The sequence below is a fragment of the Thiomonas arsenitoxydans genome (assembly GCF_000253115.1).
GTDB classification, from domain to species: Bacteria; Pseudomonadota; Gammaproteobacteria; order Burkholderiales; family Burkholderiaceae_C; genus Thiomonas; species Thiomonas arsenitoxydans.
In genome coordinates this window covers 2,148,228-2,174,821 of the sequence record NC_014145.1, presented here as the reverse complement: position 1 = coordinate 2,174,821, position 26,594 = coordinate 2,148,228, and the positions used below count along the sequence as shown (strand labels likewise).

Sequence of the window (26,594 nt, the reverse complement as noted above, 5' to 3'; positions counted from 1 at the left end):
TTTTAAGGACTATTGGTGCCGGTGAAAGGAGTCGAACCCTCGACCTTCGCATTACGAATGCGCTGCTCTACCAACTGAGCTACACCGGCGAAGCCAGCCATTCTATACCAGGGGCGGGATTTACTTTTCAGTTCAGACGGTCTGCGCGTGGTAGCGCTGCAGCAGTTCGACTTCTTCGCGCGAGCCGAGCATCACGCTGCAACGCTCATGCAGCGAGGTGGGGACGATGTCGAGGATGCGCTGCGAGCCAGTTGTGGCTGCGCCGCCGGCTTGCTCCACCAGCAAGCTCATGGGGTTGGCTTCGTACAGCAGGCGCAGCTTGCCGGGTTTGTTCGGCTCGCGCTGATCCCACGGATACAGGAACACGCCGCCACGCATGAGGATGCGGTGCACATCGGCCACCATGCTGCCCACCCAGCGCATGTTGAAGTCGCGTCCGCGCGGACCGTCCTTGCCTTGCAGGCATTCGTCGATGTAGCGCTTGATTGGTGGCGCCCAGTGACGCAGATTCGACATATTGATCGAGAACTCGCTAGTGCTGGGCGGAATTTGCAAATCGCGCTCAGTGAGGACGAAACTGCCCTGTTCCCGGTCCAGGGTGAACACGGCCACTCCATGCCCTACGGTGAGCACGAGTTGGGTTTGCGGGCCATAGACGCAATAGCCGGCGGCAACTTGCTTGCTGCCGGACTGGAGAAAATGCTGCTCGGTGACGTCGGTGGTGTTTTTGGGAATCTGCAGCACGGAAAAGATGGTGCCGATGGTGACGTCCACGTCGATATTGGACGAGCCATCGAGCGGGTCGAACAGCAGCAGGTATTCGCCGCGCGGGTAGTGCTCGGAGACCGGGAACACGGTGTCCATTTCTTCCGAGGCCATGGCGGCCAGATGTCCGCCCCACTCGTTGGCGTGGATCAGCACATCGTTGGCGATGACGTCGAGCTTCTTCTGCACTTCGCCTTGCACGTTGCCGGTGCCGGCGGAGCCGAGCACGTCGCCCAATGCGCCTTTGTTCACGGCGATGCTGATGCGTTTGCAGGCGCGGGCGACCACTTCGACGAGCAGGCGCAATTGGGGCGTGATGACGCCGTGCTCGCGCTCCTGCTCGACGAGATAGCGGGTGAGGTTGACGGATTGGGTCATGGGGAGTCTCTGGAAGGAAAGGGGCGCGCCGCGATCAGTCGGCCAGGGCGCGTTCGATGATTTCGCGGGTGTCGGAAGACAGCGTGGCGCTTTCTGCCACGGTGCGTAGCGCTTGTTGCGCCGCTTCGCGATAGGCGGGCGCGAGCTTGCGCCAGCGGTCGAGAGCCCGCGCCAACCGGGCGGCGACCTGTGGGTTGATGGCATCGAGCGCCTGAACCTGTTCGGCCCAGAAGGCGTAGCCCGCACCATCGGCGCGGTGGAAGGCGCCGGGGTTGGCCTGGCAGTAGGCGAACAGCACGCTGCGTGCGCGGTTGGGGCTGTGGATGGAGAAGGCGGGATGCCGCATCAGCGCGCGCACGCGGTCGAGTTGCTGCCCGTCGTGGTCGGGCGCGCTGGCCTGCAGCGCGAACCATTTGTCCATGACCAGGGCTTCACCGGCGAACTGGGCGGCAAAGCGCTCCAGCGCGGGCTTGGTCAGATCGGCGCCGACATGTACCAACGCGGCCAGCGCGGCGAAGCGGTCGGTCATGTTGTCGGCATCCTTGACGCGTTGATAGACCCGTCCCAGCCAAGTCGCCTGTCCGAGTTCGCACAAATGTGCCTGGGCCAGATTGCGCAGGGCGCGGCGACCGGCACTGGCAAAGTCGGGGCTGTAGCCGCCTTCGGGCGTGAGGGTGTCCCAGAGGGTTTGCCAGTCCTGCGCAAGTTCTCGCGCCAGCACGGTGCGTAGCGCCTGACGGGCGCGGTGGATGCGAGGAGGATCGACCTCTTCAAGCTGCTCGGCGATGTAGGCCTCGCCAGGCGGGGTGAGCAGCAGTTCCTTGAACGCCGGATCGAGCTTCGGGTCGCGGAGCACGGCGCGCAGCGCGTCGAGATAGGGCGCATCGAGGTTCAGCGCCTCGCCGCGAACGGCTGCCAGCAGGCGCGACAGCGTCAGGCGCTGCGCCGCTTCCCAACGGTTGAACGGGTCGGCGTCGTGCGCGAGCAGATGCAGCAACTCGGCATCGGTGTAGGCGTAGTCGAGGATGACCGGGGCGGAGAAGCCGCGCAGCAATGAGGGCGTGACTGCGTGGGCATCGATCTGCTCGAAGACGAAGGTCTGCTGGTCTTCAGTGAGGACCAGCACGGTCGACGTGCCTTTGTCCTGGCCTTGCAGCCACAGGGGCAGGGCGTTGCCCCGGGCGTCGAGCAAGCCCGTGGCGACTGGAATGACCTGCGGCTGTTTACCCGTCTGAACGGGCGTGTCGGGCAAGGTTTGGCGCAGGGTGAGGGTGTAGGTGCGGGCAGCGGTATCGAGCGCGCCGCTGGCGTGCAGGCGCGGGGTGCCAGCCTGGCTGTACCAGCGCTTGAAGGCGGCAAGATGTTGCGCCAGCGCGGAGTCCGGGTTGGCGTCGGCCATGGACTGGGCGAAGTCGTCGCAGGTCACGGCCTGGCCGTCGAAGCGCTGGAAGTACAAATCCATGCCTTTGCGGAAACCGGCTCGTCCCACCAGAGTCTGCATCATGCGCACCACCTCGGCGCCCTTTTCGTAGACGGTGGCGGTGTAGAAATTGTCGATGGCCTGGTATTGCTCGGGGCGCACCGGGTGCGCCATCGGACCGGCATCTTCGGAAAACTGCGCGGTACGCAGCACCCGCACGTCTTCGATACGCTTGACCGCGCGCGCGGATTCACCGCCCGAAGCGGCGGCCAGATCCTGGCTGAATTCCTGATCGCGGAAGACGGTAAGGCCTTCCTTGAGGCTGAGCTGAAACCAGTCGCGGCAGGTGATGCGGTCACCCGTCCAGTTGTGGAAGTACTCGTGGCCGACCACGCTCTCAATACCGTCATAGTCGGCATCGGTGGCGGTGGCCGGATTGGCCAGCACATACTTGGTGTTGAAAATGTTGAGGCCCTTGTTTTCCATGGCCCCCATGTTGAAGTCGCTCACCGCCACGATCATGAAACGATCCAGATCGAGGCTCAGGCCGAAGCGCTGTTCGTCCCACGCGATAGCCTTGATCAGCGACTCCATCGCGTGCTCGGTCTTGTCCAGATCGCCCGCGCGCACATAGACCTGCAGCAGATGCGTCTTGCCCGACGCGGCGCGCACGGTCTGTTCGCGGCACACCAGATTGCCGCCAACCAGGGCGAACAGGTAGCAGGGCTTGGGAAACGGATCGTCCCACACCGCTTCATGGCGGCCGCCGTCCAGGTCGGTCTGCGACACCAGGTTGCCGTTGGACAGCAGCACCGGGTACTGCGCCTTGTCGGCCCGCAGGGTGACGTGAAAGCGGCTCATCACATCCGGGCGGTCGGGCCAGTAGGTGATGCGGCGAAAGCCCTCGGCCTCGCACTGGGTGAAGAACGCGCCGCCCGACATGTAGAGCCCTGCCAACTGGGTGTTGGCCTGGGGGACATTGAGGGTTTCGATTTCCAGTGTGAAGGTCTCGGGCAGTTTGTCTAGCACCAAGGTGTTGCCGTCCTGGCGGAAGGCGACGAATTCGCCGTTTACCTTCAGGGTCAGCAAGGTGATGTCTTCGCCGTCGAGCACCAGCGGGGCGGACTCGGCTGCGCCTTCAAGGCGACGCACCGCCATGCGGCTGTGCACGCGGGTCTTGGCGGGGTCGAGATCGAAGCGCAGGTGCACGCTGTCGATGGCGTAGGACGGCGGGGTGTACTCCGCCAGGCGGATGATGCGGGCAGGCGTGTCGGGTTTGGCGGTCATGGCAGTGCGGAGTTCAGCGGGGCAATGGGGATCAGGTTGAGGTTCAAAGGCCGGACTTCAGGCTGGCGGTGATGAATTCGTCGAGATCGCCGTCGAGCACTTTCTGGGTGTTGGAAATTTCGACGTTGGTGCGCAGGTCTTTGATGCGGCTCTGATCGAGCACATAGCTGCGGATCTGGTGGCCCCAGCCCACGTCGCTCTTGGTCGATTCCAGCGTCTGCTGCTCGGCCATGCGTTTGCGCATCTCGTGCTCGTACAGCCGCGAGCGCAGCATCTGCCAGGCTTCGGCGCGGTTTTTATGTTGCGAGCGATCATTCTGGCACTGCACCACGATGCCGGTGGGAATGTGCGTGAGGCGCACCGCCGAGTCGGTCTTGTTGATGTGCTGGCCGCCGGCGCCGCTGGCGCGAAAGGTGTCGGTGCGCACGTCCGCAGGGTTGATGTCGATCTCGATCGAGTCGTCCACCTCGGGGTAGACGAACACGCTGGCGAAGCTGGTGTGGCGTCCGCCGGACGAGTCAAACGGGCTCTTGCGCACCAGGCGATGCACCCCGGTTTCGGTGCGCAACTGGCCGTAGGCGTAGTCGCCCTCGACCTTGATCGTTGCGCTGCGGATGCCCGCGACGTCGCCCTCGGTCTCTTCCATCACCTCGGTCTTGAAGCCCTTGCGTTCGCAGTAACGCAGGTACTGCCGCAGCAGCATGCTGGCCCAGTCGCAGGCCTCGGTGCCACCGGCGCCGGCCTGAATGTCGATGAAGCAATTGCTCGGGTCGAGCGGGTTGGAGAACATGCGGCGGAACTCCAGCGCCTCGACTTCGTCGGCGGACTTCTCGACATCAGCCTCGATGGCTTCGCAGGTGGCGTCATCGCCTTCCTCGCGCGACATCTCGAACAGCTCGCTGTGATCGGCCAGCGCCGTGGTCAGGCTCTCCAGCCCGAGCACCACGGTTTCGAGCGACTTGCGCTCGCGGCCCAACTCTTGCGCTCGTTTGGGGTCGTTCCAGACCTGCGGGTCTTCGAGCGCCCCTGCAACTTCCATTAGCCGCGACGCCTTAGCATCGAAGTCAAAGATACCCCCTTAGCGCTTGAACGCGCTGCTGGAGGTCGGTAATTCGGTTGGAGATGGCGTTGAGGCGTTCTGCGTCCATGATGCTCTTGAGATGACAAAGGGCGCTATTTTCGCACCCCTTGCCCCTGCCTTGCACTTTGGTCGTTGGCTCAAACCGGTTTGAAGAATTCCTTGGCCTTGTCGAACCATGACTTGGCTTGCGGCGAGTGGCGATCGCCGCCCCTTTTCAGCGACTCGTCGAGCTCGCGCAGCAGACGCTTCTGCTCCTCGTTGAGCTTGATCGGCGTCTCCACGGTGATGTGGCAATACAGGTCACCGGGATAGCTCGAGCGCAGGCCTTTGATGCCTTTGCCGCGCAGGCGGAAGGTCTTGCCGGCCTGCGTGCCTTCGGGGAGGTCGATTTCCGCCTTGCCGCCCAGCGTGGGCACATCGATGCCGCCGCCCAGAGCCGCCTTCGCCATGCTCACCGGAACGTGACAGTGCAGGTCGTCGCCATCGCGCTCGAACACCGGGTGTTGCTTGATGTGGATTTCCACATACAGGTCTCCGGGCGGCCCGCCGTTGACGCCGGGTTCGCCGTTGCCCGTGGAGCGGATGCGCATGCCCGAGTCGATGCCCGCGGGAATCTGCACTTCCAGGGTCTTCTGCTTCTGGATGCGGCCACGGCCATGACAGGCCGGGCAGGGCTCGGGAATGAGCTTGCCCGTGCCGTGGCAGGTCGGACAGGTCTGCTGCATGGCGAACGGTCCCATGCGCTGCGCCACCTGACCGCTGCCATGGCAGGTCGTGCAGGTGATGGGCTTGGTGCCGGGCTTGGCGCCGCTGCCGTGGCAAGTGCTGCATTCTTCCCAGCCGGGGATGCGCAGGCTTTTGTTCACGCCGTTTGCGGCATCTTCGAGGCTGATTTCCAGTGAATAGCTCAGATCGTTGCCGCGGTAAACCTGCGGCCCGCCGCCACCGCGCCGCCCGCCGCCGAAAATCTCGTCGAAAATGTTGCCGAAGTCGCCAAATCCCCCCGCCCCGCCTCCGAATCCGCCGAAGCCGCCTGCCGAGGGATCAACCCCGGCATGGCCATATTGGTCATAGGCGGCGCGCTTCTGGGTGTCGCACAGGCACTCGTAGGCTTCCTTGACGATTTTGAACTGCTCTTCAGAGTCTTTGTTGCCCTGATTACGGTCGGGGTGGTGCTTCATGGCCAGCTTGCGGTAGGCCTTCTTGATCTCGTCTTCCGAGGCGTTTTTGCTCACGCCCAAGACTTCGTAGTAGTCACGTTTTGCCACGGGTTCTGCCTTGCGAATCGGTTCAATAACAATGGACAAACGGGAGGGCCGCGCGTTTAGCGGCCCTCCCGTCGGGAGACTTCAAGTCTGAAGACGATCAGGCCTTGCCGTCCTTTACTTCCTTGAACTCGGCATCGACCACGGTGTCGTCACCTGCAGCCTGGCCTCCACCGCTACCGGATGAGGCGCCACCGGCCGCGCCGGGTTCAGCGGCTTGGCTGGCGTACATCTTTTCGCCCAGCTTCTGGCTGGCGGTCAGCAGGGCGGCGGTCTTGGCCTCGATCTCAGCCTTGTCTTCCGACTTGATCGCCTCTTCCGCTTCCTTCAAGGAAGTTTCGATGGCCGATTTTTCGCCTGCGTCCAGTTTGTCGCCATACTCCGAGAGCGATTTGCGCACACTGTGCACCGCAGCGTCTGCCTGGTTACGGGCATCGACCAGTTCGCGCTTCTTGTGGTCTTCTGCCGCGTTCACCTCGGCATCGCGCACCATGCGCTGCACTTCTTCTTCACTCAAGCCGGAATTGGCCTTGATGGTGATCTTGTTCTCCTTGCCGGTGCCCTTGTCCTTGGCGCTGACGTGCAGAATGCCGTTGGCGTCGATGTCGAAGGTCACCTCGATCTGCGGCACGCCGCGGGGAGCGGGCGGAATGCCTTCGAGGTTGAACTCGCCCAGCAGTTTGTTGCCCGCCGCCATTTCGCGCTCGCCTTGGAACACCTTGATGGTCACCGCAGGCTGGTTGTCATCCGCGGTGGAATAGACCTGCGCATGCTTGGTCGGCACCGTGGTGTTCTTGGTGATCATCTTGGTCATCACGCCGCCCATGGTCTCGATGCCCAGAGACAGCGGGGTGACGTCGAGCAGCAGCACGTCCTTGCGGTCGCCTGCCAGCACCGAACCCTGAATGGCCGCGCCTACGGCCACGGCCTCGTCGGGGTTCACGTCCTTGCGGGGCTCCTTGCCGAAGAACTCTTTCACCTTGTCCTGCACCTTGGGCATACGGGTCATGCCGCCGACCAGAATGACGTCGTCGATGTCGCCCACCTTCACACCGGCATCGGTGATGGCCGTGCGGCAGGGCGCGATGGTGCGCTCGATCAGCTCTTCAACCAGCGACTCCAGCTTGGCGCGGGTGAGTTTGAGGTTCAGGTGCTTCGGACCGGAGGCATCGGCCGTGACGTAGGGCAGGTTGATCTCGGTCTGGGTGGAGCTCGACAGTTCGATCTTGGCCTTTTCGGCCGCGTCTTTCAGGCGCTGCAGCGCGAGCACGTCCTTGCTCAGATCGACGCCTTGCTCCTTCTTGAACTCGGCGATGATGTAGTCGATGATGCGTTGGTCGAAGTCTTCACCGCCCAGGAAAGTATCGCCGTTGGTGGAGAGCACCTCGAACTGCTTTTCGCCCTCGACGTCGGCAATCTCGATGATGGACACGTCAAAGGTGCCGCCACCCAGGTCGTAGACCGCGATTTTGCGGTCGCCCTTGCCGTGCTTGTCCAGACCGAAGGCCAGGGCTGCGGCGGTGGGCTCGTTGATGATGCGCTTGACTTCCAGACCAGCGATCCGCCCGGCATCCTTGGTGGCCTGGCGCTGGCTGTCGTTGAAGTAGGCCGGCACGGTGATCACCGCCTCGGTGACCGGCTCGCCGAGATAGTCTTCCGCCGTCTTTTTCATCTTGCGCAGCACTTCGGCGCTGATCTGCGGCGGCGCGAGCTTTTTGCCGCGCACTTCCACCCAGGCGTCGCCGTTGTCGGCCTTGACGATGCTGTAGGGCATCAGGTCGATGTCTTTCTGCACTTCCTTTTCGCCGAACTTGCGGCCAATCAGGCGCTTGACGGCGTAAAGCGTATTTTTGGGATTGGTGACCGATTGGCGCTTGGCTGAAGCCCCCACCAGAATTTCGCCGTCTTCCATATAGGCGACGATGGATGGCGTGGTGCGTGCGCCTTCGCTGTTCTCAATGACCTTGGGCGTATTGCCCTCCATGACCGCCACGCAAGAATTGGTGGTGCCCAGGTCGATACCGATGATTTTTGCCATGGAAATTCTCCGAATGTGCCGCGCCGCGGGGCGCTGATTTTTAACTGCTAGTTAAATGAGGAAGCTTGTTGTGAATTCAAGTCTTGCGAATCTGGCCATACCCATGCAGCGACTTATTGCGCCACCGTGACCAGTGCCGGACGCAGGGTGCGTTCAGCGATCCGATAGCCTTTTTGCAGCACCGAAACCACCGTGCCGGAAGGCTGCTCGGCCGGTTGCACCGAAATGGCCTGGTGCAACGTCGGGTCGAATTTGTCTCCAGCCGCAGGAGCGATTTCCAGCAGGCGGTTGCGCTCGAAGGCCGATTTGAGCTGGCTCAGGGTGAGTTCCACGCCTTGTTTGAGCACATCGGGCTTGCCGCTGGTGTCGGCCAGCGCCGCCTCCAGGCTGTCCTTGACCGGGAGCAGTGATTCGGCGAAGCCTTCCACCGCAAACTTGCGTGCCTTGGCGGCTTCATCTTCCGCGCGGCGGCGGATGTTTTCCACCTCGGCGCGGGCGCGCAGCAATTGGTCGTTGAGCTTGGTGATTTCTTCCTGGGCCTGCGCCAGCTCGTCGCTCAGGACGGGCTCGGGAATCAACTCCTGATGCACACCGTCAGCGGTTTGCGGATCGTCGGAAGGAGGGGTCTGGGGATCAGTCTGCATGGTCGCGAGCGCGGCGTGAGCGCGCGGTTATAAAAAATGACCTTTCCAGCGTGGGGGTGTCTTGCCGAATTTCAAGAGCCTGTCGGCTCGTCAGGAAGGCCAGTTTTTCCGATGCGGAATGAAAAAATCCCCCGCGGGTGCTGCTGCGGGGGATTTCGATGGGCAAGTACGGCAGGTACTGCCGTCATGCCGGAGCGCCTAGCGTCTAGGCGAAGGCCTTACTGAGCCTTCTTTTCTTCTTTTTTCATTTCCTTGTGCACGGCCTTTTTGTGCTCAACCTTCTTGTGTTCGACCTTTTTGTGCTCTTTTTTCATTTCCTTGTGGGCTTCGGGCTTGGCGGCTTCAGGGGCAGCCGGGGCCGGAGTTTGCGCCATGGCGACGGTGGCGAACAGGGAAGCAAACAGCGTGGCAGCAATTTTTTTCATGATGGGATGCACTTTCAATATTTGGGATGGAAACGATCCAAGCTGGATCAGAGGCTTAATGCGTGTCCCGGTCTTTGGGTTGACACAACTTTGCAAAACTTGTGATTTCGATGGCTTGCAGCCCGGATAATGTCTATTGCGTCTACCGAATTTCTGCATTCCTGTGAGTTCAACCATGTCTGAGTTTTCCGTGCTCTTTGTCTGTATGGGCAATATCTGCCGCTCGCCAACCGCCGAGGGCGTATTTCGCGCCAGAGTGCGTGAAGCCGGGTTGGAAAAGCGGGTTCGCATCGATTCGGCCGGCACCCACGCCTTCCACGTGGGCTCGGCGCCCGATCGTCGCAGCCAGCGTCATGCGCTGGAGCGGGGCTACGACCTCGCTGGCCTGCGTGCCCGAGCTGTCGAAGATGCGGATTTTTCGCGTTTCGACCTGCTCTTGGCGATGGACTGGGACAACCTCGCCTTGCTGGAGCAGCGATGCCCGCCGCAGTTTGCCTCGCGCTGCCGACTGTTTTTGAGTTTTGCGCCGCAGGCGCCGGTGGCCACCGTGCCCGATCCCTATTACGGTACTGAGCGCGATTTCGAGCGGGTACTCGATCTGGTGGAGCAGGCCAGCGCGGGTCTGCTCGCCTTCATCGAAAAGCAGTTGGCGCAGCGGGCCTGAAGCGCCGCGGGTTCACTGCACTTCCTTGAACGGCAGGCGCTCTTGCAGGCTGTTCTGATGCTCGGCGAGAGCGGCTGATTCACGCTCCAAATAGTCTTCCACCGCCCGCGAAAACTGCGGGTGCGCCAGCCAATGCGCCGAGCGGGTGGCGACGGGTTGCAGTCCGCGCGCCATTTTGTGCTCGCCCTGTGCGCCGCCTTCGAAGGTGGTGTAGCCATGGGCCAGACACCAGGCGATGGGCTGGTAATAGCACGCGTCGAAGTGCAGGGCCGGAATGTGGGCGACGGCGCCCCAGTAGCGACCGTAGGCGATGCGGCTTTGCGGGTCGAGCAGGACGAGCGAACTGGCCACGGGCTGGCTGTCTCGTTCGGCGATAAACAGCAGGCAGTGCTCGGGCATTTGGGCGCCGATGGTCTGAAAAAATGCGCGATTCAGGTAGGGATCGGAGCCGTGCAGGGCGTAGGTCGTTTGATAGCAGCGAGTGAAAAAATCCCAGTGCGATTCGGTGATTTCTGCCCCGACAAGGGCGCGGAAACAAACTCCGGCATCGCGTACCTGGCGTTGCTCTTGTTTGATCTTTTTGCGTTTATCGTGCCGTAAATTGCCGATAAAAGCCTCGAAGTCGGGCCAAACCGCGCCACCTTCTGCGGGAGGATTGCGCCAATGAAACTGCAGGGTGGTGCGCTCTAACAGACCGAGCGCACTGCACCACTGGGCCTCCTGCGGGTCGAGAAACAGGGCGTGCAGCGAGCTGAACCCGCTGCGCCGGGCAATGGCCAGAATTTCGCCGAGCAGCGCTTTGCGCGCGGTGGCGTCGCGCCCCAGCAACTTGGCACCGCCCACGGGAGTGAAGGGCACGGCGAGCAGGAGTTTGGGATAGTAGGGCAGGCCATGCTCGGCATAGGCGCGGGCCCAGGCCCAGTCGAAAACGTATTCGCCATAGGAGTGCGATTTCACATACAGCGCGCAGGCGGCGGCCAACGCGCCGCTGGCATCCCGCAACAAAACGACCACGGTCTGCCAGCCGGTCTCTGCGCCCACGCAGCCGCTTTGCTCCAGCGCGCTCAGCCAGACATGGCGCTGAAACGGCGTGGCGCCGGGGGTTGCCGCGACCAGGCTCTCCCAGTCAGCGGCGGGCAGTGCGCTCACCGCGTCCGACAACTCGGTGCGAAAATCCTCAGCCATGACTCTCCAACTCGCTGTTATTCAATGCAACCCGACCGTGGGCGATCTTGCGGGCAATGCGGCGCAGATCGCTCGCCTGACGCGGCAGGCCTATGCGCAGGGCGCGCGCGTGGTCGTCACCCCGGAGCTGGCGCTGACCGGCTATCCCCCGGAAGACTTGTTGCTGCGCCCGGCCTTCCTGCAAGCCAGTGCTGCCGCATTGAAGCAGCTTGCGCATGACCTGTCGGATCTGCCGGAATTGGCGCTGGTCGTCGGGCATCCGCTGGGGCTGGCCGCCGCCGAAGCGCCGCGGATCGCCTCGACCCAGCAGGCGGTGGCCTGCAACGCGGCGTCGCTGCTGCGGGGCGGCGTGGTCGAAGCGACCTATTGCAAGCATGAGTTGCCCAATTATCAGGTGTTTGATGAACGCCGTTATTTCGCGCCGGGCGATCAGCCGGTTGTGTTCGAGGCCGGGGGGACGCATTTCGGCATCAATATTTGCGAAGACGCCTGGCTGCCGCATGCGCCGCGCATGGCCCGCGCGGCCGGCGCTCAGGTGTTGCTGGTGCTCAATGCCTCGCCCTATCACCGTGGCAAGACGGCGGAGCGCGAGCGGGTGATGCGCGAGCGCTGTCTGGAAAACGGCATGGCGCTGGTCGCCTCGCAAATGGTGGGCGGGCAGGATGAGATCGTGTTCGACGGCGCGTCTTTTGTGCTCGACCGCGCAGGCGAGCTCGTGGCACGCTCGCCGCAATTCGTCGAAGACATCCTGCGCGTCGATGTGACCGGCGGCGAGGTGCTCAAGCAGACTCCGGCGCATGTGGCGCCGTTGAAGTCCGACCATGCTGAGGTGTATGCGGCGCTGGTGCTCGGGGTGCACGACTATCTGGGCAAGAACGGATTTCCGGGGGCGCTCATCGGGCTGTCGGGCGGGGCGGATTCGGCGCTGGTGCTGGCCATCGCGGTGGATGCGCTCGGCGCCGACAAAGTGCGCGCGGTGATGATGCCGTCGCAATACACCGCGCAGATGTCGCTCGACGACGCCGCAGAAATGGCGCAGCGCCTAGGCGTGCGGTACGACGTGCTGCCCATCACGCCGCTGTTCGAAACCTTTCGCACCACGCTGGCCCCGCTGTTGCACGAGCACCCCGGCGACACCACGCTGGAGAACATTCAGGCGCGCATTCGCGGCACCTTGCTCATGGGCCTGTCGAACAACAGCGGACGCATCGTGCTGACCACCGGCAACAAGAGCGAGATGGCCATGGGTTACGCCACGCTCTATGGCGATATGGCCGGGGGTTTCGCCGTCATCAAGGACGTGACCAAGACCTTGGTCTGGGAGCTGGCGCGCTGGCGCAACGCGCACGCGGCCGCAATGGGCGAGGCCGAGGTCATTCCGCAGCGCATCATCACCCGGGCGCCCAGCGCCGAGCTGCGCGCCGATCAGACCGATCAGGACAGTCTGCCTCCGTACGACGTGCTCGACGGCATTCTGCAGCGCTATATGGAGCAGGACGAACGGGTGGAAACCGTGCTGGCCGCAGGCTACGCCCGGGCCGATGTCGAGCGCGTGGTACACCTGCTCAAACTGTCGGAGTACAAGCGGCGGCAGGCCCCTCCGGGCATCCGCGTCACCCACCGCGCATTCGGCCGCGATTGGCGCTATCCGATCACCTCAAAATTCCGGGAATCGTTCTGAATTCTGCCGATTCGCGCATCCCCAGTTAAATTCCGTCTTCAATCACACCGAGGAGCCCTGACATGAAACTCATCACCGCCATCATCAAGCCGTTCAAACTCGACGAGGTACGCGAGGCCTTGGCGGAGATTGGCGTCACCGGCCTGACAGTGACCGAAGTCAAGGGTTTTGGCCGTCAGAAGGGGCATACCGAGTTGTATCGCGGCGCCGAATATGTGGTGGATTTCCTGCCCAAGGTCAAGGTCGAAGCCGTCATCAAGGAAGACCAGGTCGAGCGGGCCATCGAGTCCATCGTCAAGGCGGCGCGTACCGGCAAAATTGGCGACGGCAAGATTTTTGTCACCAGCGTCGAGCAGGTCGTGCGCATTCGCACCGGCGAGACGGGCGAAGTCGCGGTTTAAGCCCACCCCGAAACCTTCGCTTCGCTCAGTTTTCCCCTCAAGGGACAAGAAACTCTTGGGGCGGCCTGGCGAGTTTCTTGAAAGCATTCACTCCATGCCCCGCGTTCACATCCTCCCGGCAGAAACCGATCTTCTTGCCGACCCCGACGAGAATCTGCTGAAGCTGCTCAGGCGGCATCAGGTGCCGATTCGTTATTCTTGCAAGTCGGGGGAATGCGGTTCGTGCAAGTGCGTGCTCGAATCGGGTCAGGTCAAGCTGAAAAAATACGACCCCAAGGCACTGCCGGATGCGCAGCGGGACAGCGGCATCATTCTGGCCTGCCGTGCCATTCTGAGCGAAGACATCACCATCCGGCTGACCGATAGCGACGATCTGATCGCGCACCCCGAGCGAAAATTGCTGTGCCGCGTGGTGGCGCTGGAGCCGTTGACGCAGGATATTTTCGCGCTGCGGCTGCACATCGAGTTCGCCGACATGGAGGGCATTCCCTTCACTTTTTCGGCCGGCCAGTATGTCCAGATCGTGGTCGAGGTGGATGGGCAGGAAATCGCGCGCGATTTCTCCATGGCCAGCACGCCTGTCGATGCGGAATATGACGATCTGCTGGAGTTTCACATCCGCCGCACCCCGACCGGGGCGCTGAGCAGCCTGCTGGGTGGCGTGATTCGTCCTGGCGCGCAGCTGCTGGTGCGTGGGCCGATGGGAACGAGTTACTTTCGCCCGCGCCACCAAGGGCCGCTCTACGCCGTGGGCGGCGGCACGGGCCTGGCACCCATGCTCAGTGTGGCGCAGACCGCGCTCGACAACGGCAAGCTCGAACCCGTGGTGCTGTTTGCCGGATTTCGCAATCAGGCCGATGTGTACGGTCTGGAGCAGATGGAGCAGATGCGCCGCAGCTATCGCAACTTCAGCTATCACCTTGCGCTGGACGAGGCGCAACCGGGAGATCCGCCGCAGGCCGTGCATCGCCCGCTGGCCGCGCATCTGCTGGAGCAGGTGGCCGACTTTGCCGGTTCCAAGGTCTATCTGGCCGGGCCGCCGGGCATGGTCGAGGCCATCAGCGCGTCACTGCTGGAACGGGGCCTGCCGGAGAAAGATCTGCACGCCGACGCGTTCTACCCGCCCGTAACAGCAGAGCTTGCCCCTGCCGCCTGAAGCGTGAGCGGCAAGTGCGCTGCGCAGACGTATTAAAATCACTTCACAACTCTCAGGGAAACGCGGGGCCGTCCCAAGTTTTCTTGACCCCAAAAGGGGGGGGCGGGTCAGGTGCAGCCTGGCTCTGGGGGCGCTGATTGAGCGCCACGCATTGACACATCGCGCCCGCCTTCGGGCACCTGCGGCACAGCGGACGAGTTCCGGCTGATACCGCCCTTTACCGGGTATCTATGAACACGCAAGAGGCCAAGCGGGTCCTCGAGACCGCGCTGATCTGTGCTTCCCAAGCCCTTTCCGTCGCTGAACTGCGACGCCTGTTCGACGACACGATCGCCGCCGACACCGTGCGCGCGCTGCTCGATGAATTGCGCGGCGATTGGCAGGAGCGCGGCGTCGAGCTCGTGCGGCTGGCGCAGGGCTGGCGCTTTCAAAGCCGGGCGGAGATGCAGCCTTTTCTCGACCGGCTCTATCCCGAGAAGCCGCAAAAGTATTCGCGCGCCGTGCTGGAAACGCTGGCCATCATCGCCTACCGTCAGCCCGTGACCCGGGGCGACATCGAAGAGATTCGCGGGGTGGTGGTCAATGCCCAGATCATCCGTCAGCTTGAAGACCGGGGCTGGGTGGAGGTGATCGGCCACCGCGAAGCGCCGGGCCGACCGGCCCTGCTGGCCACCACGGCGCAATTTCTCGACGATCTCGGACTGAAAACCCTCGACGCCCTGCCCCCGTTGGGCGAGCGCGGCGACATGCTGCCGAATTTCGACGGCCTTCAGCAGCGCCTGCCTGAAATCGAGAGTCTGGAAGCCCCGCAAGCAACCCCACGGCAAGAAGCGCCAGACCCTGCCGCGGTCGACGCTGAACCCGGTGAACACCATCCTCCGTCTGAAACGACCGAAGTCGTGCAGCCGGCCTCTATGCCCCGCAGTGCGCCCGAAGGTGCGCTGCCGAACGACTGACCTTGAACGGACAGCACCATGAGCTCTACCGACTCGCCTGATTCCCCCGAACTCAACCCCGCGCCCGAGGCCGTGGAGGCCGTGGCCGATACGCCGCCAGCGCGCAAGACACGCGCCGCCCCTCGCCGCACGCCGCGCAAGACCGCGGCTGCAAGCACCGAAGAGGGCACAGCGCCGGAGTCTGGCGAAGCTGTTGCGCCGCCCGCGGTTGAAGCGGCGGCTGCTTTGTCGGCCGAACCTGATACGCAAACCGCCGAGAGTGCAGACGCCGGCGTGGCAGAGGCCGCCGAGGCGAGCCCGCAGGCTGAGCCGCTGCGGTCGCTTGAGCCCAAGCGCACGGCGCGTCCGCCACGTTCACCGAAAAGCCCGCGTCACCAGACCGAGCCGCAGGCGCCGCAGCTTGAGGCGACGACACCCGCCGCCGCGGCGCCCGCGCCGCTGGTGGGCGTGCAGATTCAGGATGTGATTTCGGGCACTTACGATCAGTCGGCGGAAACCGCCGAGATCGTGCGCCGCGTGTTGGCCCCGGCCGAAGACGCGCCCAAGCTGCATAAGGTGCTGGCACAAAGCGGCGTGGGTTCACGTCGCGAGATGGAAGACCTCATCCTGGCCGGGCGGGTTTCGGTCAACGGCGAACCGGCGCATCTGGGCCAGCGCATCCTGCCGACCGACCAGATTCGCGTCAACGGCAAGATCATCAAGCGCCGCCTGCGGCCGGCCCAGGCCCGCGTGCTGGCCTATCACAAGCCGACGGGTGAAGTGGTGTCGTTCAAAGACCCGGAAGGACGTCCCACGGTGTTTCAGCATCTGCCCAAGCTGCAAGGGGCCAAGTGGACTGCAGTCGGGCGGCTGGATATCAACACCGAAGGCCTGTTGCTGTTTACCACCTCGGGCGACCTGGCCAACCGGCTGATGCACCCGAGCTACGGTGCCGAGCGTGAATACGCCGTGCGGGTTCTGGGCGAGCTTGACGCGGCAGCCCGCGACGAATTGCTAGAGGGCGTGCAGTTGGGCGATGGCCCGGCGCGTTTTCTGAGTCTCGAAGAGGCGGGCGGCGAGGGCGCCAATCGCTGGTGGCGCGTGGTCATCTCCGAGGGCCGCAACCGCGAAGTGCGTCGCATGTTCGAGGCGGTTGGGCTGACGGTGAGCCGTCTCATCCGGGTGCGCTATGCCAGTGTGGTGCTGCCTGCGGGGCTGCGCCGCGGCGATTTTGTCGAGCTCGACAAATCGCTGGTGCAGGCGCTGCAAGGTCGCAGCGGCGAGGCACCTTCAGGTGCGGGAGACCGCCCCGCGCGCCGCCCGAACGGACAGAACCAGGGCGGACGGCGCAACGACAGCCGTGGCAGTGGCCGCGGCGGACGCGGCAAGGGGCAGGGCGGCGACCAGCAGCAGCCCGGGCCGGATAGCTATGCCCGCACCACGGTCGAGGCGCTGTTCGGCAAGAGCCCGGTGGTGCGCAGCGGCGGCGGTTCCTGGGGGGGCGCAGGCAATTTCTCGACCGGAAACAAGCCCGGCGGACAATCGCGCCGCAAATCGGGCGGCAAGCAGGGCAGTTCGCAGCCCGATCCGATGAAAACCAGTTTCGGTTACATCCACAAAGATGCTGGGCCGCATCGCACGGGCGGTGGGGGCGGCCCCTCGGGAGGGCGCCGACGCAGCGGCGGCGGTGGAGGTGGCGGTGGCGGTGGCAATCGCGGCGGGCGCTGAGCCCAGTGTGTGACCCGCAGCACAAGTTCGGTGCTGTCTACAATGATGAATTAACCCTTTGATTTCAGGAGCAAAGTATGACCATTGAGCGCACGCTCTCCATCATCAAACCCGACGCCGTTGCCAAAAACGTGATCGGCCAGATCTACGCCCGTTTCGAGTCGGCCGGTCTGAAAATTGTCGCTGCGCGCATGGCGCATCTGTCGCGCGCCGAGGCCGAAGCTTTTTATGCGGTGCACAAGGCCCGTCCGTTTTTCAAGGATCTGGTGGATTTCATGATCTCGGGCCCGGTGATGATCCAGGTGCTTGAAGGCGAAGGCGCCATTCTCAAGAACCGCGACCTGATGGGCGCAACCGACCCGAAAAAAGCCGCCCCCGGCACCATCCGCGCCGACTTCGCCGACAGCATCGATGCCAATGCCGTGCATGGCTCCGACGCGGCGGAAACCGCGGCGCAGGAAATCGCTTTCTTCTTCCCGGCGATGGCGATCTATTCCCGTTGATCGTTTGCTGATCGTTTGCTGATTAGTCTGCTGATCTCCCCGTCGATTCCCCGTTGATGCCGCGCCCATGTCTGGCGAACTGACCTCCACCAATCTTCTCCAGTTCGATCGCGACGGACTGGTGGAGTGGTTCGGGCGTCACGGCCATGCGGCGTTTCGCGCTCGGCAGGTCTTTCGCTGGATGCACCAGAAAGGCGTGGCCGATTTCGAGGCCATGAGCGATCTGGCCAAGCCCTTGCGCCAATTCTTGCGGGAGCACGCGCACATCGCCGCGCTGCCTGTGCTCAGCGAACAGCGCTCGGCCGATGGCACGGTGAAATGGCTGTTCGATGTCGGGCAGGGCAACGCCGTCGAGGCGGTGTTCATTCCAGAGGCGCAGCGCAACACGCTGTGCGTATCGTCTCAGGCCGGCTGTGCGGTGAACTGCAAGTTCTGCTCCACCGGGCATCAGGGCTTCAGCCGCAATCTGCAAACCTGGGAAATTCTTGCCCAGCTCTGGCACGCCGAGTTCACCATGCGGCGCGAGTTGGGTCTGCCGGGCGGCGAGCGCGCGATTTCGAACGTGGTGATGATGGGCATGGGCGAGCCGCTGCAAAACTACAGCGCGCTGGTTCCCGCGCTGCGCACCATGCTCGACGACGATGGTTACGGTCTGTCGCGTCGCCGTGTCACGGTGTCCACCTCGGGTGTGGTGCCCATGATCGACCGGTTGTCGCAGGATTGTCCGGTGGCGCTGGCGGTCTCGCTGCATGCGCCCGTTGATGCGCTACGCGACGAACTGGTGCCGCTCAATCGCAAGTACCCGCTGCACGAACTGCTGGCGGCGTGCAAGCGCTATCTCGACTTTGCCCCGCGCGACTTCATCACCTTCGAATATTGCATGCTCGACGGTGTGAACGACACCCCGGCACTGGCTCAAGATTTGGTGCGGCTGGTGCGGGCTGCGCAGGTCAACTGCAAGTTCAATCTGATTCCGTTCAACCCGTTTCCCCAGTCCGGGCTCAAGCGATCTTCCGCGGCGCGGGTCGCGGCGTTTGCCCAGGTGCTGCTCGATGCGGGCCTGGTCACCACGGTGCGCAAAACCCGCGGCGACGATATCGACGCCGCTTGTGGTCAACTGGCGGGCGAGGTGCAGGATCGCACCCGCCGCGTCATCCGCATGCAGCAGGCTGCTGCCGTGCCCAATGCGGCCCGCCTGGGTCATTGAGGGAGACTTTGCCCATGTTCCTGAATCTTTGTGCGCGGTCCCACGTTTCGGCTTGGCGGGTAGCCGTACTCGGTTTGCTGATGGCAGGCGCCGCGTTGCTCGGCGGCTGCGCCACGCAGACGCAGCGTGCGGCAGAGATGGGCTCGGGCGCGACTTTGAGCACCCAGCAGACCGATGTTCTCAAGCGTGTTCAGTTGCGTCTGGAACTCGCCGAGGGCTACTACCAGCGCGGGCAGTTCACCGTGGCGCTCGAAGAGGTGAACAAGGCGCTGGCAGAGAAATCTGATTTCGTGCCCGCCTACACCATGCGCGCGCTCATCTATACCGCGTTGAACGACACCGCCAAGGCCGAGGCCAATTACCGCGAGGCGCTGCGGCTCTCGCCGGACAATCCCGATGCGCTGCACAACTATGGCTGGTTCCTTTGTCAGCAGCGTCGCTATCCGGACTCGTTCGTTCAGTTCAACAAGGCCCTGGCCATCCAGAATTACCGTTATCCGGTGCGCACTTATCTGGCGCTGGGTGTGTGCCAATACCGCGCTGGTGATCTGGCTGCATCGGAAGGCACGCTCAAAAAGGGCTTCGCGCTCGATCCGGGCAATCCTGCGTTGTCCACCAATCTGGCTGTCGTGCTCGACCGCATGGGCAAGCCCAAGGAAGCGCTGTTCTACATTGCCCGCGTCAACAGTGGTCAGTACGCCAGCGCCCAGTCGCTTTGGGTCGGCATTCTGATTGCCCGCAAGGCGGGTAATGCGATGGACGCTGCGCTGTGGACCAATCAACTCGTACAGCGCTTTCCAGACTCGCGTGAAGCCATCGCCGCGCAGCAGGGGAAGTTTGATGATTCCGCCCTGCTGAACTACTGATTCCGTATGACTGAACCCACTCCGGAACTGATTGCCAGCCGTGCCAAGGCGGGGGCTGCCCTGCGCGAGGCGCGCATGGGAGCCGGGCGCAATGTCGAAGAGCTTGCCGCACAGCTCAAGGTGGCCCCTGCAAAAATCGCTGCGCTGGAGGCAGGTGATTGGTCGGCGCTGCCCGACGACACTTTCGGCCGTGCGCTGCTGCGGAGTTGCTGCAAGGCACTGAAAATCGATGCGAAACCCCTGCTCGACCTGCTTCCGGGCGCCCCGGTGCTGCACAGTCCGGTGCCGGACGAGGAGGGCGCGGAGTTGGCCGCACGCGTGCCAGAGCGTCCTTTGCCGCGCTCGGCGAGTGCTACTCGTAAATCGTACGGTCTGCTTTGGCTGGCGGTGCTGATCGTTGCGCTGGCCGCCGTGGTGTTTTTCTGGCCCGCCTTGCGGGGTTTGACCGAGGGGCTGATGCCAAGCGCGGCGAAGCCCCAACAACCCGCGCCGGGCTCGGTGGAAAGCGTGCTGCCTGCCGCTTCACAGTCGGCCTCGCATGCCGCGTCGCAACCTGCGTCGCATCCCGCACATGCCGGTTCGTCGCCGCTGCCCCTGCAGAGTACGCCCGCCATCGCAGGCTCGGCGCCGGTGCCAGTTGCGCCGGTAGCCTCTGTAACAACCAGCGCTGCTTCGGGCAATCTGCTGCAACTGGCGGCGAGCGCGCCGAGCTGGGTGCAAGTCACCGCCAGCAACGGCAAGGTGATTTTTTCGCAGCTCATGCAACCCGGTGCGCCGCAAAGCATTCAGGTGCCTGCGGGAAGCACGCCGCTGGCCATCGTAGTGGGCAACGCGCCGCACACCACAGTGAGCTATGCAGGCAAGCCCGTCGATCTCACCCCGGATACGCGAGCGAATGTCGCGCGCTTCACCCTGAAATAAATCGCTCATTCATGGAATTGCTCGACCCCCCCATTTCCGAAGCCGTGCCCGCCCGCCACCGCACACGCCAGGCCCGAGTGGTCTGGGGCGATCATGTGGTGACCGTGGGCGGTGACGCGCCGGTGCGCGTGCAGTCCATGACCAATACCGATACGGCCGACGCGATCGGTACAGCCATTCAGGTCAAGGAGCTTGCCGTGGCGGGCTCGGAACTGGTGCGCATCACGGTTAATACGCCCGAGGCCGCAGCGGCTGTGCCTGCCATCCGCGAGCAGCTCGACCGCATGGGCGTTTCGGTGCCGCTCATCGGCGACTTTCATTACAACGGCCATCGGCTGTTGACCGACTTTCCCGATTGCGCCCGCGCGCTGTCCAAGTACCGCATCAACCCGGGCAATGTGGGCAAGGGCGACAAGAAAGACAAGCAGTTCGGTCAGATGATCGACATCGCCCAGCGTTACGACAAACCCGTGCGCATCGGGGTGAACTGGGGCAGTCTCGATCAGGAACTGCTCGCCAGCCTGATGGACGCCAATGCCCGCCGCGCCCAGCCTTATGAGGCGCGCCAGATTATGGCGCAGGCGCTGGTGCTCTCGGCGCTGGAATCGGCTCAGCGTGCACATGAATTGGGGATGGATCCGGCGCAAATCCTGCTGTCGTGCAAGGTTTCCAATGTGCAGGATCTCATCACGGTGTACCGCGCCCTGGCGGCGCGTTGCGACTATCCCCTGCATCTCGGCTTGACCGAGGCCGGCATGGGCACCAAAGGCGCCGTGGCGTCGACTGCGGCGCTGGCTGTGCTGTTGCAAGAGGGCATCGGCGACACCATCCGCGTGTCGCTCACGCCCGAGCCGAATGCGCCGCGCAGCCAGGAAGTGGTGGTGGCGCTGGAAATCCTGCAGGCTCTGGGCCTGCGCGCTTTCACACCCAGCGTCACCGCCTGCCCCGGCTGCGGCCGCACCACCAGCACCTTTTTTCAGGAACTGACCCAGAGCATCGACCAGTTTTTGCGTGCGCAGATGCCCGTCTGGCGTACCCGCTACCCCGGCGTGGAGCAACTGCGCGTGGCCGTCATGGGCTGTATCGTCAATGGTCCGGGTGAAAGCAAGCACGCCGACATTGGCATCAGTCTTCCCGGTACCGGCGAGGCGCCGGCGGCGCCGGTGTTTATCGATGGTGAGAAGCGCATGACCCTGCGCGGCGACAACATTGCCGCCGAGTTCCAGGCCATCGTCGAGCAATACGTTCAACAGCGCTACGGCGCGCCCCATCGCTATCCTGAACAGGTGGCTTGAATTTCATGGCAGACAAACTCAGTGCCGTCAAAGGCATGAATGACATCGTGCCGCCCAAATCGGCGGCGTGGGAGTGGTTTGAAGAGCAGGTGCGCGCGCTCATGGGCAGCTACGGCTACCAGAATCTGCGCACGCCCATACTCGAATACACCCCGCTGTTCGTGCGCGGCATCGGCGAAGTGACCGACATTGTTGAGAAAGAGATGTACAGCTTCACCGACGCGCTCAACGGCGAACCGCTCACGCTGCGGCCCGAAGGCACGGCGGCCGTGGTGCGCGCGTGCATCGAACATTCGCTGCTGTATGACGGCGGCAAGCGGCTCTGGTACACCGGGCCGATGTTCCGCCACGAGCGGCCACAGCGCGGGCGCTATCGCCAGTTCCATCAGGTCGGTGCCGAGGCGCTGGGTTTTGCCGGGCCGGATGTGGACGTGGAGCTCATTCTGATGGCCCGTCAGCTCTGGGCGCGTCTGGGCCTGAGTGAACTGGTCACGCTCGAAATCAACTGTCTCGGTCAGGCCGACGAGCGGGCGCGGCATCGCGTGGCGCTCATCGCCTATCTCGAACAACACATCGATCAACTCGATGAAGATACGCGCCGCCGCCTGCACAGCAATCCGCTGCGCGTGCTCGATACCAAGAATCCGGCCATGCAAGCGCTGGTTGAGGGGGCTCCCAAGCTCATCGACTACCTCGGCGAAGCGTCGCTGGCGCATTTCGAGGGGGTGCAGGCGCTGTTGCGCGCGGCGGGGCAGTCATTCACCCTCAACCCGCGACTGGTGCGCGGGCTGGACTATTACAACCTCACGGTGTTCGAGTGGGTGACCGACCGGCTGGGCGCGCAGGCCACGGTCTGCGCGGGCGGGCGCTACGACGGGCTGATCGAGCAGATCGGCGGCAAACCCACGCCCGCCTGCGGTTGGGCGCTGGGCATGGAGCGGGTGCTCGAACTGCTGATCGAAGCGGGTCAGAATGCGCCCGTGAGCGCCCCTCATGCCTACGCCGTGATGACCAGCCCTGAGTTGATGTCGCGTGTCATGCCCCTGTGCGAGTCTTTGCGTGCTGCCGGAGTGCGGGTGCAACTGCACATGGGCGGCGGCAGCATGAAGTCGCAAATGAAAAAGGCCGACGCCTCCGGCGCGCGCTGGGCGCTGGTGTTCGGTGAACAGGAATTGCAGTCCGGGCAGGTCGGCATCAAGGATCTGCGCGGCGCGCAGGACGCGCAGCAGCAGCGCATGCTCCCGCTGGAACCCTTGCAGACGCTGGTTTGCGCTCTGCTCTGAATGGCCAACCTAAAATAGCCGCTTTTCGTCCCCCATCGACCCATGAGCTACAACTTCGAAGAACAAGAGCAGATCGCCCAGATGCGCCATTTCTGGGAGCGTTGGGGCACCCAGATTTCCGCGGGCGTGCTGGCCGTCGCTGTGGGTTTCGCCGGCTATTACGGCTGGCAATGGTGGCAACGCAACCAAGGGGCGAAGGCGGCAGTGGTGTTCGAGCAGGTGCAGGCCGCCATCCAGAGCAACAACCCTGACAAGATCGAGCAGGCCTGGGCCGTCATGCAGAGCAAGGCTCCAGGCAGTGCCTATGCCGGCATGGCCGCGCTGGCCGTCGCCAAGTCCTTGCACGACGCGGGTAAAAACGAACAGGCCATCGCCGCGCTCAAGTGGGCCTCCGAGCACGCGGCCGGACCGAGCGCGCGCTCAGTGGCCCGGCTGAATCTCTCGGCCTTGCAGATCGATGCCAAGCAATATGCAGAGGCGATCAAAACCCTGGCTGACGTGCCCGAGCCGACATTCGCCGCCCTGTTTGACATCCGCCGTGGCGATTTGGCCATGCTGCAAGGCCAGCGCGACGCGGCCCGTACCGCTTACGAAGCCGCACTCAAGGCGCTGCCTGCCGATTCATCACAGCGCGCTGCGGTGGAGCAAAAACTGCAGTCGGTCGGCGGAGGTGCGGCATGAGCGCGACCCGTCAGAGTTCCCGCTTTGTGGCGCCACGCTTCGTGCGTCTGGCGCGTCTGGCTCTGCCTCTCTTGCTCGTCGCGGGCTTGGGCGCCTGCGCTTCGGGCTCCAAACCGCCTGAGCCGATGCCGCTGACCCCGGTGGTCAACATTCTGACTGTCAAGCAAGCCTGGACGCAGAATATTGGCGCGGTGCCCGCGTGGTTCCAGACCGCAACACTGCCGGACGCCGTCGTCGTGGCCTCGGCAGACGGGCAGGTCATGCGCCTGAACAGCGCCACCGGGCAAGTGGTCTGGTCGGCCAAGGTGACTGCGGGCATCAGCGCGGGGACGGGGAGCGACGGCACCTTTACCGCCGTGGTCGACAAGAACAACGGCCTCGTGTCGATCGGCCCCAAGGGCCAGCTGCTGTGGCGCTATCAGTTACCGGCCACGGTGCTCACACCGCCTTCCGTGTTCGATGGTCGCATCATCATCCAGGCAGCCGATCAGCGCGTGTTTGCCTTTGACGCGGCGACCGGCAAGCGTTTGTGGCAAGCCGACAGTCGCGCCGCTTCGCTGCTGGTGCAACAGGCCGGCGGTATCGTGGAGCGCAACGGCGTGGTGATGATCGGCACCGGCCTCGGGCGCATCGATGCTTACGACCTGGACAACGGTTTGCCGCGCTGGCAGGCCACTCTCGCACGCCCCCGTGGCGTGACCGAGGTCGAGCGCGTGGTGGGCATTACCGGCCAACCGTCACTCCTCGGCTCGGTGCTGTGCGCGCGTGCCTACCAATCCGCCGTCGGCTGCGTAGACGCCGATACCGGCCGCATGCTCTGGACGCGCACCGCCAACGGCTACACCGCGCTGAGCATGAACGATCAGGAAGTCGTCGGAACGCAGGCGAACGGCGACGTGCAGGCGTATTCGGCCACCGATGGCGTACCGAGCTGGACCAATGCCCAGATGAAATGGCGCAGGCTGAGCGCGCCGCTTTTGGTCGGTCGCACGGCGGCGGTGGGTGACTATCAGGGCTATATCAGCTTTCTTTCCGCCAAGGACGGCAGCATCGTCGGCCGCGTGGCGACCGACGGCACCGCGATCCAGTCGGCGCCCGTGGTCGTGGGCAAGACCCTGGTGGCGGTCACGGCCAAGGGCGGGGTCTACGCCTTCGTGCCGGACTGAGAGGGTGTGAACAAATCCGCCATGTCCGCTCATCGCGCCCAAACACCCCCGCTCGGCGTTACAAATGCTCGCCGTGCCGAGGGGCACGGCTGTGCTTTGCGCCTTGATCCGGGGCGCTTGGACGCGCTGCTCGGCCACGCCGAATCCATTCACACCCTCTGACATGACCCCTATCGTTTCGCTGGTTGGCCGACCGAACGTTGGCAAGTCCACCCTGTTCAATCGCATGACACGTTCACGCGATGCCATCGTGGCCGACATGCCGGGCCTTACCCGCGATCGTCATTACGGCATGCTGCGCATGGCGGATCGGCCGGTCATCGTGGTCGATACCGGCGGCTTCGAGCCCGTGGTCGATACTGGCATCGTGCACCAGATGGCGCGGCAGACGCGCCAAGCCATTGCTGAGTCCGATCTGGTGGTGTTTCTGGTCGATTTGCGCACTGGGCTCAGTCCGCAAGATCTGCATATCGCCGCCGAATTGCGCAAGACCGGCAAGCCCATTCTTCTGGCCGTGAACAAGGCCGAAGGTCGGCATGGCCATCCGGCGCTGGCCGAATTCCACGAACTCGGCCTAGGCGAGCCCTTTTCCATCAGCGCCGCCCACGGTGACTCGGTGCCCGATTTGCTGGATCGTATTCTGCAAGCGCTGCCCTCCGAGCCTTCCGAGGGGATACCCGAGACCGAGGCGGCAAGCGAAGTCGCCGCCGAGACCGCGCCCGACCCCGGCGCCGAGACCACGAAGCCGCGCGAGCACAGCCTGCGTCTGGCCATTGCCGGGCGGCCCAATGTGGGCAAGTCCACACTGGTCAATGCGCTGGTCGGTGAAGAACGGGTGATTGCCTTCGACATGCCCGGCACGACCCGCGACGCGATCGAAGTGCCGTTCGAGCGCGACGGTCGCAAGTTCATCCTGATCGACACCGCCGGACTGCGGCGCAAAGGCAAGGTGTTCGAGGCGGTGGAAAAGTTTTCGGTCATCAAGACGCTGCAAGCCATCGAGCAGGCCAACGTTGTCGTGCTGCTGCTCGACGCGACCGAAGGCGTTTCAGACCAGGATGCGCATATCGCCAGTTTTGCCGTTGAGGCGGGCAGGGCGCTCGTGCTGGCGGCCAACAAGTGGGATGCGGTGGACACCTACGGGCGCGAACGTCTGATGGTCGCCATCCGTCAGCGTTTGCCCTTCGTCAGCTTTGCGAAATTTCACAGCATTTCCGCCCGCACAGGCTCAGGTCTGAACGGGCTGATGAAGTCGGTCGTCGCCGCACACGCCGCGGCCTATCGCAAATTGCCTACCCCTAAACTCACGCGCGCCATTATCGAAGCGGTGGCGCAGCAACAGCCGCCGCGTTCCGGCCCGGTGCGACCCAAGTTGCGATACGCGCACCAGGGCGGCACCAACCCGCCGATCATCATCATTCATGGCAGCGCGCTCGACCGGGTGCCCGCTACCTACACGCGCTATCTGGAAGGCCAATTGCGTGAAAAATTCGACTTAACGGGCACCCCTTTGCGGGTGGAATACCGCAGCAGCACCAACCCCTATGCGCGCGACGACTGATGGCCCCGGTGCGGCGGCCTGCGCTGGCACTATGGTATTTTCCAGCCTCTTGCATTCC

At 63.8% G+C, this 26,594-nt stretch carries 24 protein-coding genes and 1 tRNA gene; 16 read left to right on the top strand and 9 right to left on the bottom strand.

The features are described 5' to 3' along the window. Positions 1 to 13: 13 nt before the first annotated feature. From THI_RS10170 to THI_RS19335, 8 genes are all read right to left on the bottom strand, one after another. Positions 14 to 89 (bottom strand) — tRNA-Thr (locus tag THI_RS10170). A 43-nt stretch (positions 90 to 132) separates the two neighbouring features. Further along, on the bottom strand, positions 133 to 1,143 hold the full coding sequence (locus tag THI_RS10165) for a class 1 fructose-bisphosphatase (protein WP_013106173.1): 1,011 nt from the start codon (positions 1,141 to 1,143) through the stop codon (positions 133 to 135). A 34-nt stretch (positions 1,144 to 1,177) separates the two neighbouring features. After that, positions 1,178 to 3,850 carry an aminopeptidase N gene (gene pepN, locus THI_RS10160; protein ID WP_013106172.1) on the bottom strand — a complete coding sequence of 891 codons (2,673 nt, stop codon included), beginning with the start codon at positions 3,848 to 3,850 and terminating at the stop codon, positions 1,178 to 1,180. A 43-nt stretch (positions 3,851 to 3,893) separates the two neighbouring features. Beyond that, positions 3,894 to 4,998, bottom strand: a protein-coding gene (gene prfB / locus THI_RS10155; protein WP_141130570.1) for a peptide chain release factor 2 whose coding sequence is annotated in 2 segments (ribosomal slippage) — positions 3,894 to 4,916 and positions 4,918 to 4,998 — 1,104 coding nt in all. Because the reading frame shifts where the segments join, the coding sequence is not laid out codon by codon here. A 70-nt stretch (positions 4,999 to 5,068) separates the two neighbouring features. Beyond that, positions 5,069 to 6,199, bottom strand: coding sequence for a molecular chaperone DnaJ (gene dnaJ, locus THI_RS10150; RefSeq protein ID WP_013106170.1), 1,131 nt, complete (start codon positions 6,197 to 6,199; stop codon positions 5,069 to 5,071). A gap of 97 nt (positions 6,200 to 6,296) precedes the next feature. Continuing rightward, complete coding sequence (gene dnaK, locus THI_RS10145) at positions 6,297 to 8,249, bottom strand: molecular chaperone DnaK (protein WP_255356473.1); 1,953 nt, start codon at positions 8,247 to 8,249, stop codon at positions 6,297 to 6,299. A gap of 98 nt (positions 8,250 to 8,347) precedes the next feature. After that, positions 8,348 to 8,878, bottom strand: coding sequence for a nucleotide exchange factor GrpE (gene grpE, locus THI_RS10140; RefSeq protein WP_013106168.1), 531 nt, complete (start codon positions 8,876 to 8,878; stop codon positions 8,348 to 8,350). 218 nt (positions 8,879 to 9,096) lie between these two features. Then, positions 9,097 to 9,480: a hypothetical protein gene (locus tag THI_RS19335; RefSeq protein WP_231836153.1), complete on the bottom strand. Its 384-nt coding sequence runs from the start codon at positions 9,478 to 9,480 to the stop codon at positions 9,097 to 9,099. Here THI_RS19335 and THI_RS10130 point away from each other — a divergent pair. Further along, the gene (locus THI_RS10130; RefSeq protein WP_013106166.1) at positions 9,479 to 9,967 is read left to right on the top strand and encodes a low molecular weight protein-tyrosine-phosphatase; all 489 of its coding nucleotides are present in this window, start codon (positions 9,479 to 9,481) and stop codon (positions 9,965 to 9,967) included. The genes THI_RS19335 and THI_RS10130 overlap by 2 nt on opposite strands. A 12-nt stretch (positions 9,968 to 9,979) precedes the next feature. Here THI_RS10130 and THI_RS10125 read toward each other — a convergent pair whose 3' ends face one another. Further along, on the bottom strand, positions 9,980 to 11,152 hold the full coding sequence (locus THI_RS10125) for a GNAT family N-acetyltransferase (protein ID WP_013106165.1): 1,173 nt from the start codon (positions 11,150 to 11,152) through the stop codon (positions 9,980 to 9,982). Here THI_RS10125 and THI_RS10120 point away from each other — a divergent pair. The 15 genes from THI_RS10120 (at position 11,151) to der (ending at position 26,536) form a co-directional block, all read left to right on the top strand. After that, complete coding sequence (locus THI_RS10120; protein ID WP_013106164.1) at positions 11,151 to 12,833, top strand: NAD+ synthase; 1,683 nt, start codon at positions 11,151 to 11,153, stop codon at positions 12,831 to 12,833. The genes THI_RS10125 and THI_RS10120 overlap by 2 nt on opposite strands. Before the next feature lie 62 nt (positions 12,834 to 12,895). Then, positions 12,896 to 13,234, top strand: a complete 339-nt coding sequence (locus THI_RS10115; protein ID WP_013106163.1) for a P-II family nitrogen regulator — start codon at positions 12,896 to 12,898, stop codon at positions 13,232 to 13,234. A 94-nt stretch (positions 13,235 to 13,328) separates the two neighbouring features. Beyond that, positions 13,329 to 14,390, top strand: a complete 1,062-nt coding sequence (locus THI_RS10110) for a 2Fe-2S iron-sulfur cluster-binding protein (RefSeq protein ID WP_013106162.1) — start codon at positions 13,329 to 13,331, stop codon at positions 14,388 to 14,390. A gap of 230 nt (positions 14,391 to 14,620) precedes the next feature. Then, positions 14,621 to 15,346, top strand: coding sequence for an SMC-Scp complex subunit ScpB (scpB, locus tag THI_RS10105; RefSeq protein WP_013106161.1), 726 nt, complete (start codon positions 14,621 to 14,623; stop codon positions 15,344 to 15,346). 18 nt (positions 15,347 to 15,364) lie between these two features. Continuing rightward, entirely contained in the window at positions 15,365 to 17,053 is a 1,689-nt protein-coding gene (gene rluB, locus THI_RS10100; protein WP_013106160.1) for a 23S rRNA pseudouridine(2605) synthase RluB, read from the top strand. A 77-nt stretch (positions 17,054 to 17,130) separates the two neighbouring features. Next, complete coding sequence (gene ndk, locus THI_RS10095) at positions 17,131 to 17,556, top strand: nucleoside-diphosphate kinase (protein ID WP_013106159.1); 426 nt, start codon at positions 17,131 to 17,133, stop codon at positions 17,554 to 17,556. A 67-nt stretch (positions 17,557 to 17,623) separates the two neighbouring features. Next, entirely contained in the window at positions 17,624 to 18,763 is a 1,140-nt protein-coding gene (gene rlmN / locus THI_RS10090) for a dual-specificity RNA methyltransferase RlmN (protein ID WP_013106158.1), read from the top strand. Positions 18,764 to 18,777: 14 nt separating this feature from the next. Continuing rightward, positions 18,778 to 19,629 carry a type IV pilus biogenesis/stability protein PilW gene (pilW, locus tag THI_RS10085; RefSeq protein WP_013106157.1) on the top strand — a complete coding sequence of 284 codons (852 nt, stop codon included), beginning with the start codon at positions 18,778 to 18,780 and terminating at the stop codon, positions 19,627 to 19,629. Positions 19,630 to 19,635: 6 nt separating this feature from the next. After that, a complete protein-coding gene (locus tag THI_RS10080) occupies positions 19,636 to 20,550 on the top strand; it encodes a RodZ domain-containing protein (protein WP_013106156.1) in 915 nt (304 codons plus the stop codon). Between the two features lie 11 nt (positions 20,551 to 20,561). Then, positions 20,562 to 21,845 (top strand): flavodoxin-dependent (E)-4-hydroxy-3-methylbut-2-enyl-diphosphate synthase, encoded by a 1,284-nt coding sequence (gene ispG / locus THI_RS10075; protein ID WP_013106155.1) that lies wholly within the window; start codon positions 20,562 to 20,564, stop codon positions 21,843 to 21,845. 5 nt (positions 21,846 to 21,850) lie between these two features. After that, a complete protein-coding gene (gene hisS, locus THI_RS10070) occupies positions 21,851 to 23,128 on the top strand; it encodes a histidine--tRNA ligase (protein WP_013106154.1) in 1,278 nt (425 codons plus the stop codon). Between the two features lie 42 nt (positions 23,129 to 23,170). Then, positions 23,171 to 23,809 (top strand): YfgM family protein, encoded by a 639-nt coding sequence (locus THI_RS10065; RefSeq protein WP_013106153.1) that lies wholly within the window; start codon positions 23,171 to 23,173, stop codon positions 23,807 to 23,809. After that, on the top strand, positions 23,806 to 24,975 hold the full coding sequence (bamB, locus tag THI_RS10060; protein ID WP_013106152.1) for an outer membrane protein assembly factor BamB: 1,170 nt from the start codon (positions 23,806 to 23,808) through the stop codon (positions 24,973 to 24,975). The genes THI_RS10065 and bamB overlap by 4 nt, the downstream gene beginning before the upstream one ends. Before the next feature lie 21 nt (positions 24,976 to 24,996). Continuing rightward, positions 24,997 to 25,137, top strand: coding sequence for a hypothetical protein (locus THI_RS18855; RefSeq protein ID WP_157096559.1), 141 nt, complete (start codon positions 24,997 to 24,999; stop codon positions 25,135 to 25,137). A gap of 1 nt (position 25,138) precedes the next feature. Next, positions 25,139 to 26,536, top strand: coding sequence for a ribosome biogenesis GTPase Der (gene der / locus THI_RS10055; protein ID WP_013106151.1), 1,398 nt, complete (start codon positions 25,139 to 25,141; stop codon positions 26,534 to 26,536). Positions 26,537 to 26,594 lie beyond the last annotated feature (58 nt).

Coding starts and splice junctions, on each gene's coding strand:
- rluB (WP_013106160.1), top strand. CDS start 15,365: ATGAGCTCTACCGACTCGCCTGATTCCCCCGAACTCAACCCCGCGCCC.
- THI_RS10110 (WP_013106162.1), top strand. CDS start 13,329: ATGCCCCGCGTTCACATCCTCCCGGCAGAAACCGATCTTCTTGCCGAC.
- der (WP_013106151.1), top strand. CDS start 25,139: ATGACCCCTATCGTTTCGCTGGTTGGCCGACCGAACGTTGGCAAGTCC.
- THI_RS10120 (WP_013106164.1), top strand. CDS start 11,151: ATGACTCTCCAACTCGCTGTTATTCAATGCAACCCGACCGTGGGCGAT.
- scpB (WP_013106161.1), top strand. CDS start 14,621: ATGAACACGCAAGAGGCCAAGCGGGTCCTCGAGACCGCGCTGATCTGT.
- THI_RS10125 (WP_013106165.1), bottom strand. CDS start 11,152: ATGGCTGAGGATTTTCGCACCGAGTTGTCGGACGCGGTGAGCGCACTG.
- ispG (WP_013106155.1), top strand. CDS start 20,562: ATGGAATTGCTCGACCCCCCCATTTCCGAAGCCGTGCCCGCCCGCCAC.
- pepN (WP_013106172.1), bottom strand. CDS start 3,850: ATGACCGCCAAACCCGACACGCCTGCCCGCATCATCCGCCTGGCGGAG.
- ndk (WP_013106159.1), top strand. CDS start 17,131: ATGACCATTGAGCGCACGCTCTCCATCATCAAACCCGACGCCGTTGCC.
- THI_RS10080 (WP_013106156.1), top strand. CDS start 19,636: ATGACTGAACCCACTCCGGAACTGATTGCCAGCCGTGCCAAGGCGGGG.
- THI_RS10115 (WP_013106163.1), top strand. CDS start 12,896: ATGAAACTCATCACCGCCATCATCAAGCCGTTCAAACTCGACGAGGTA.
- THI_RS10130 (WP_013106166.1), top strand. CDS start 9,479: ATGTCTGAGTTTTCCGTGCTCTTTGTCTGTATGGGCAATATCTGCCGC.
- THI_RS18855 (WP_157096559.1), top strand. CDS start 24,997: ATGTCCGCTCATCGCGCCCAAACACCCCCGCTCGGCGTTACAAATGCT.
- THI_RS19335 (WP_231836153.1), bottom strand. CDS start 9,480: ATGGTTGAACTCACAGGAATGCAGAAATTCGGTAGACGCAATAGACAT.
- rlmN (WP_013106158.1), top strand. CDS start 17,624: ATGTCTGGCGAACTGACCTCCACCAATCTTCTCCAGTTCGATCGCGAC.
- THI_RS10065 (WP_013106153.1), top strand. CDS start 23,171: ATGAGCTACAACTTCGAAGAACAAGAGCAGATCGCCCAGATGCGCCAT.
- hisS (WP_013106154.1), top strand. CDS start 21,851: ATGGCAGACAAACTCAGTGCCGTCAAAGGCATGAATGACATCGTGCCG.
- grpE (WP_013106168.1), bottom strand. CDS start 8,878: ATGCAGACTGATCCCCAGACCCCTCCTTCCGACGATCCGCAAACCGCT.
- bamB (WP_013106152.1), top strand. CDS start 23,806: ATGAGCGCGACCCGTCAGAGTTCCCGCTTTGTGGCGCCACGCTTCGTG.
- pilW (WP_013106157.1), top strand. CDS start 18,778: ATGTTCCTGAATCTTTGTGCGCGGTCCCACGTTTCGGCTTGGCGGGTA.
- THI_RS10165 (WP_013106173.1), bottom strand. CDS start 1,143: ATGACCCAATCCGTCAACCTCACCCGCTATCTCGTCGAGCAGGAGCGC.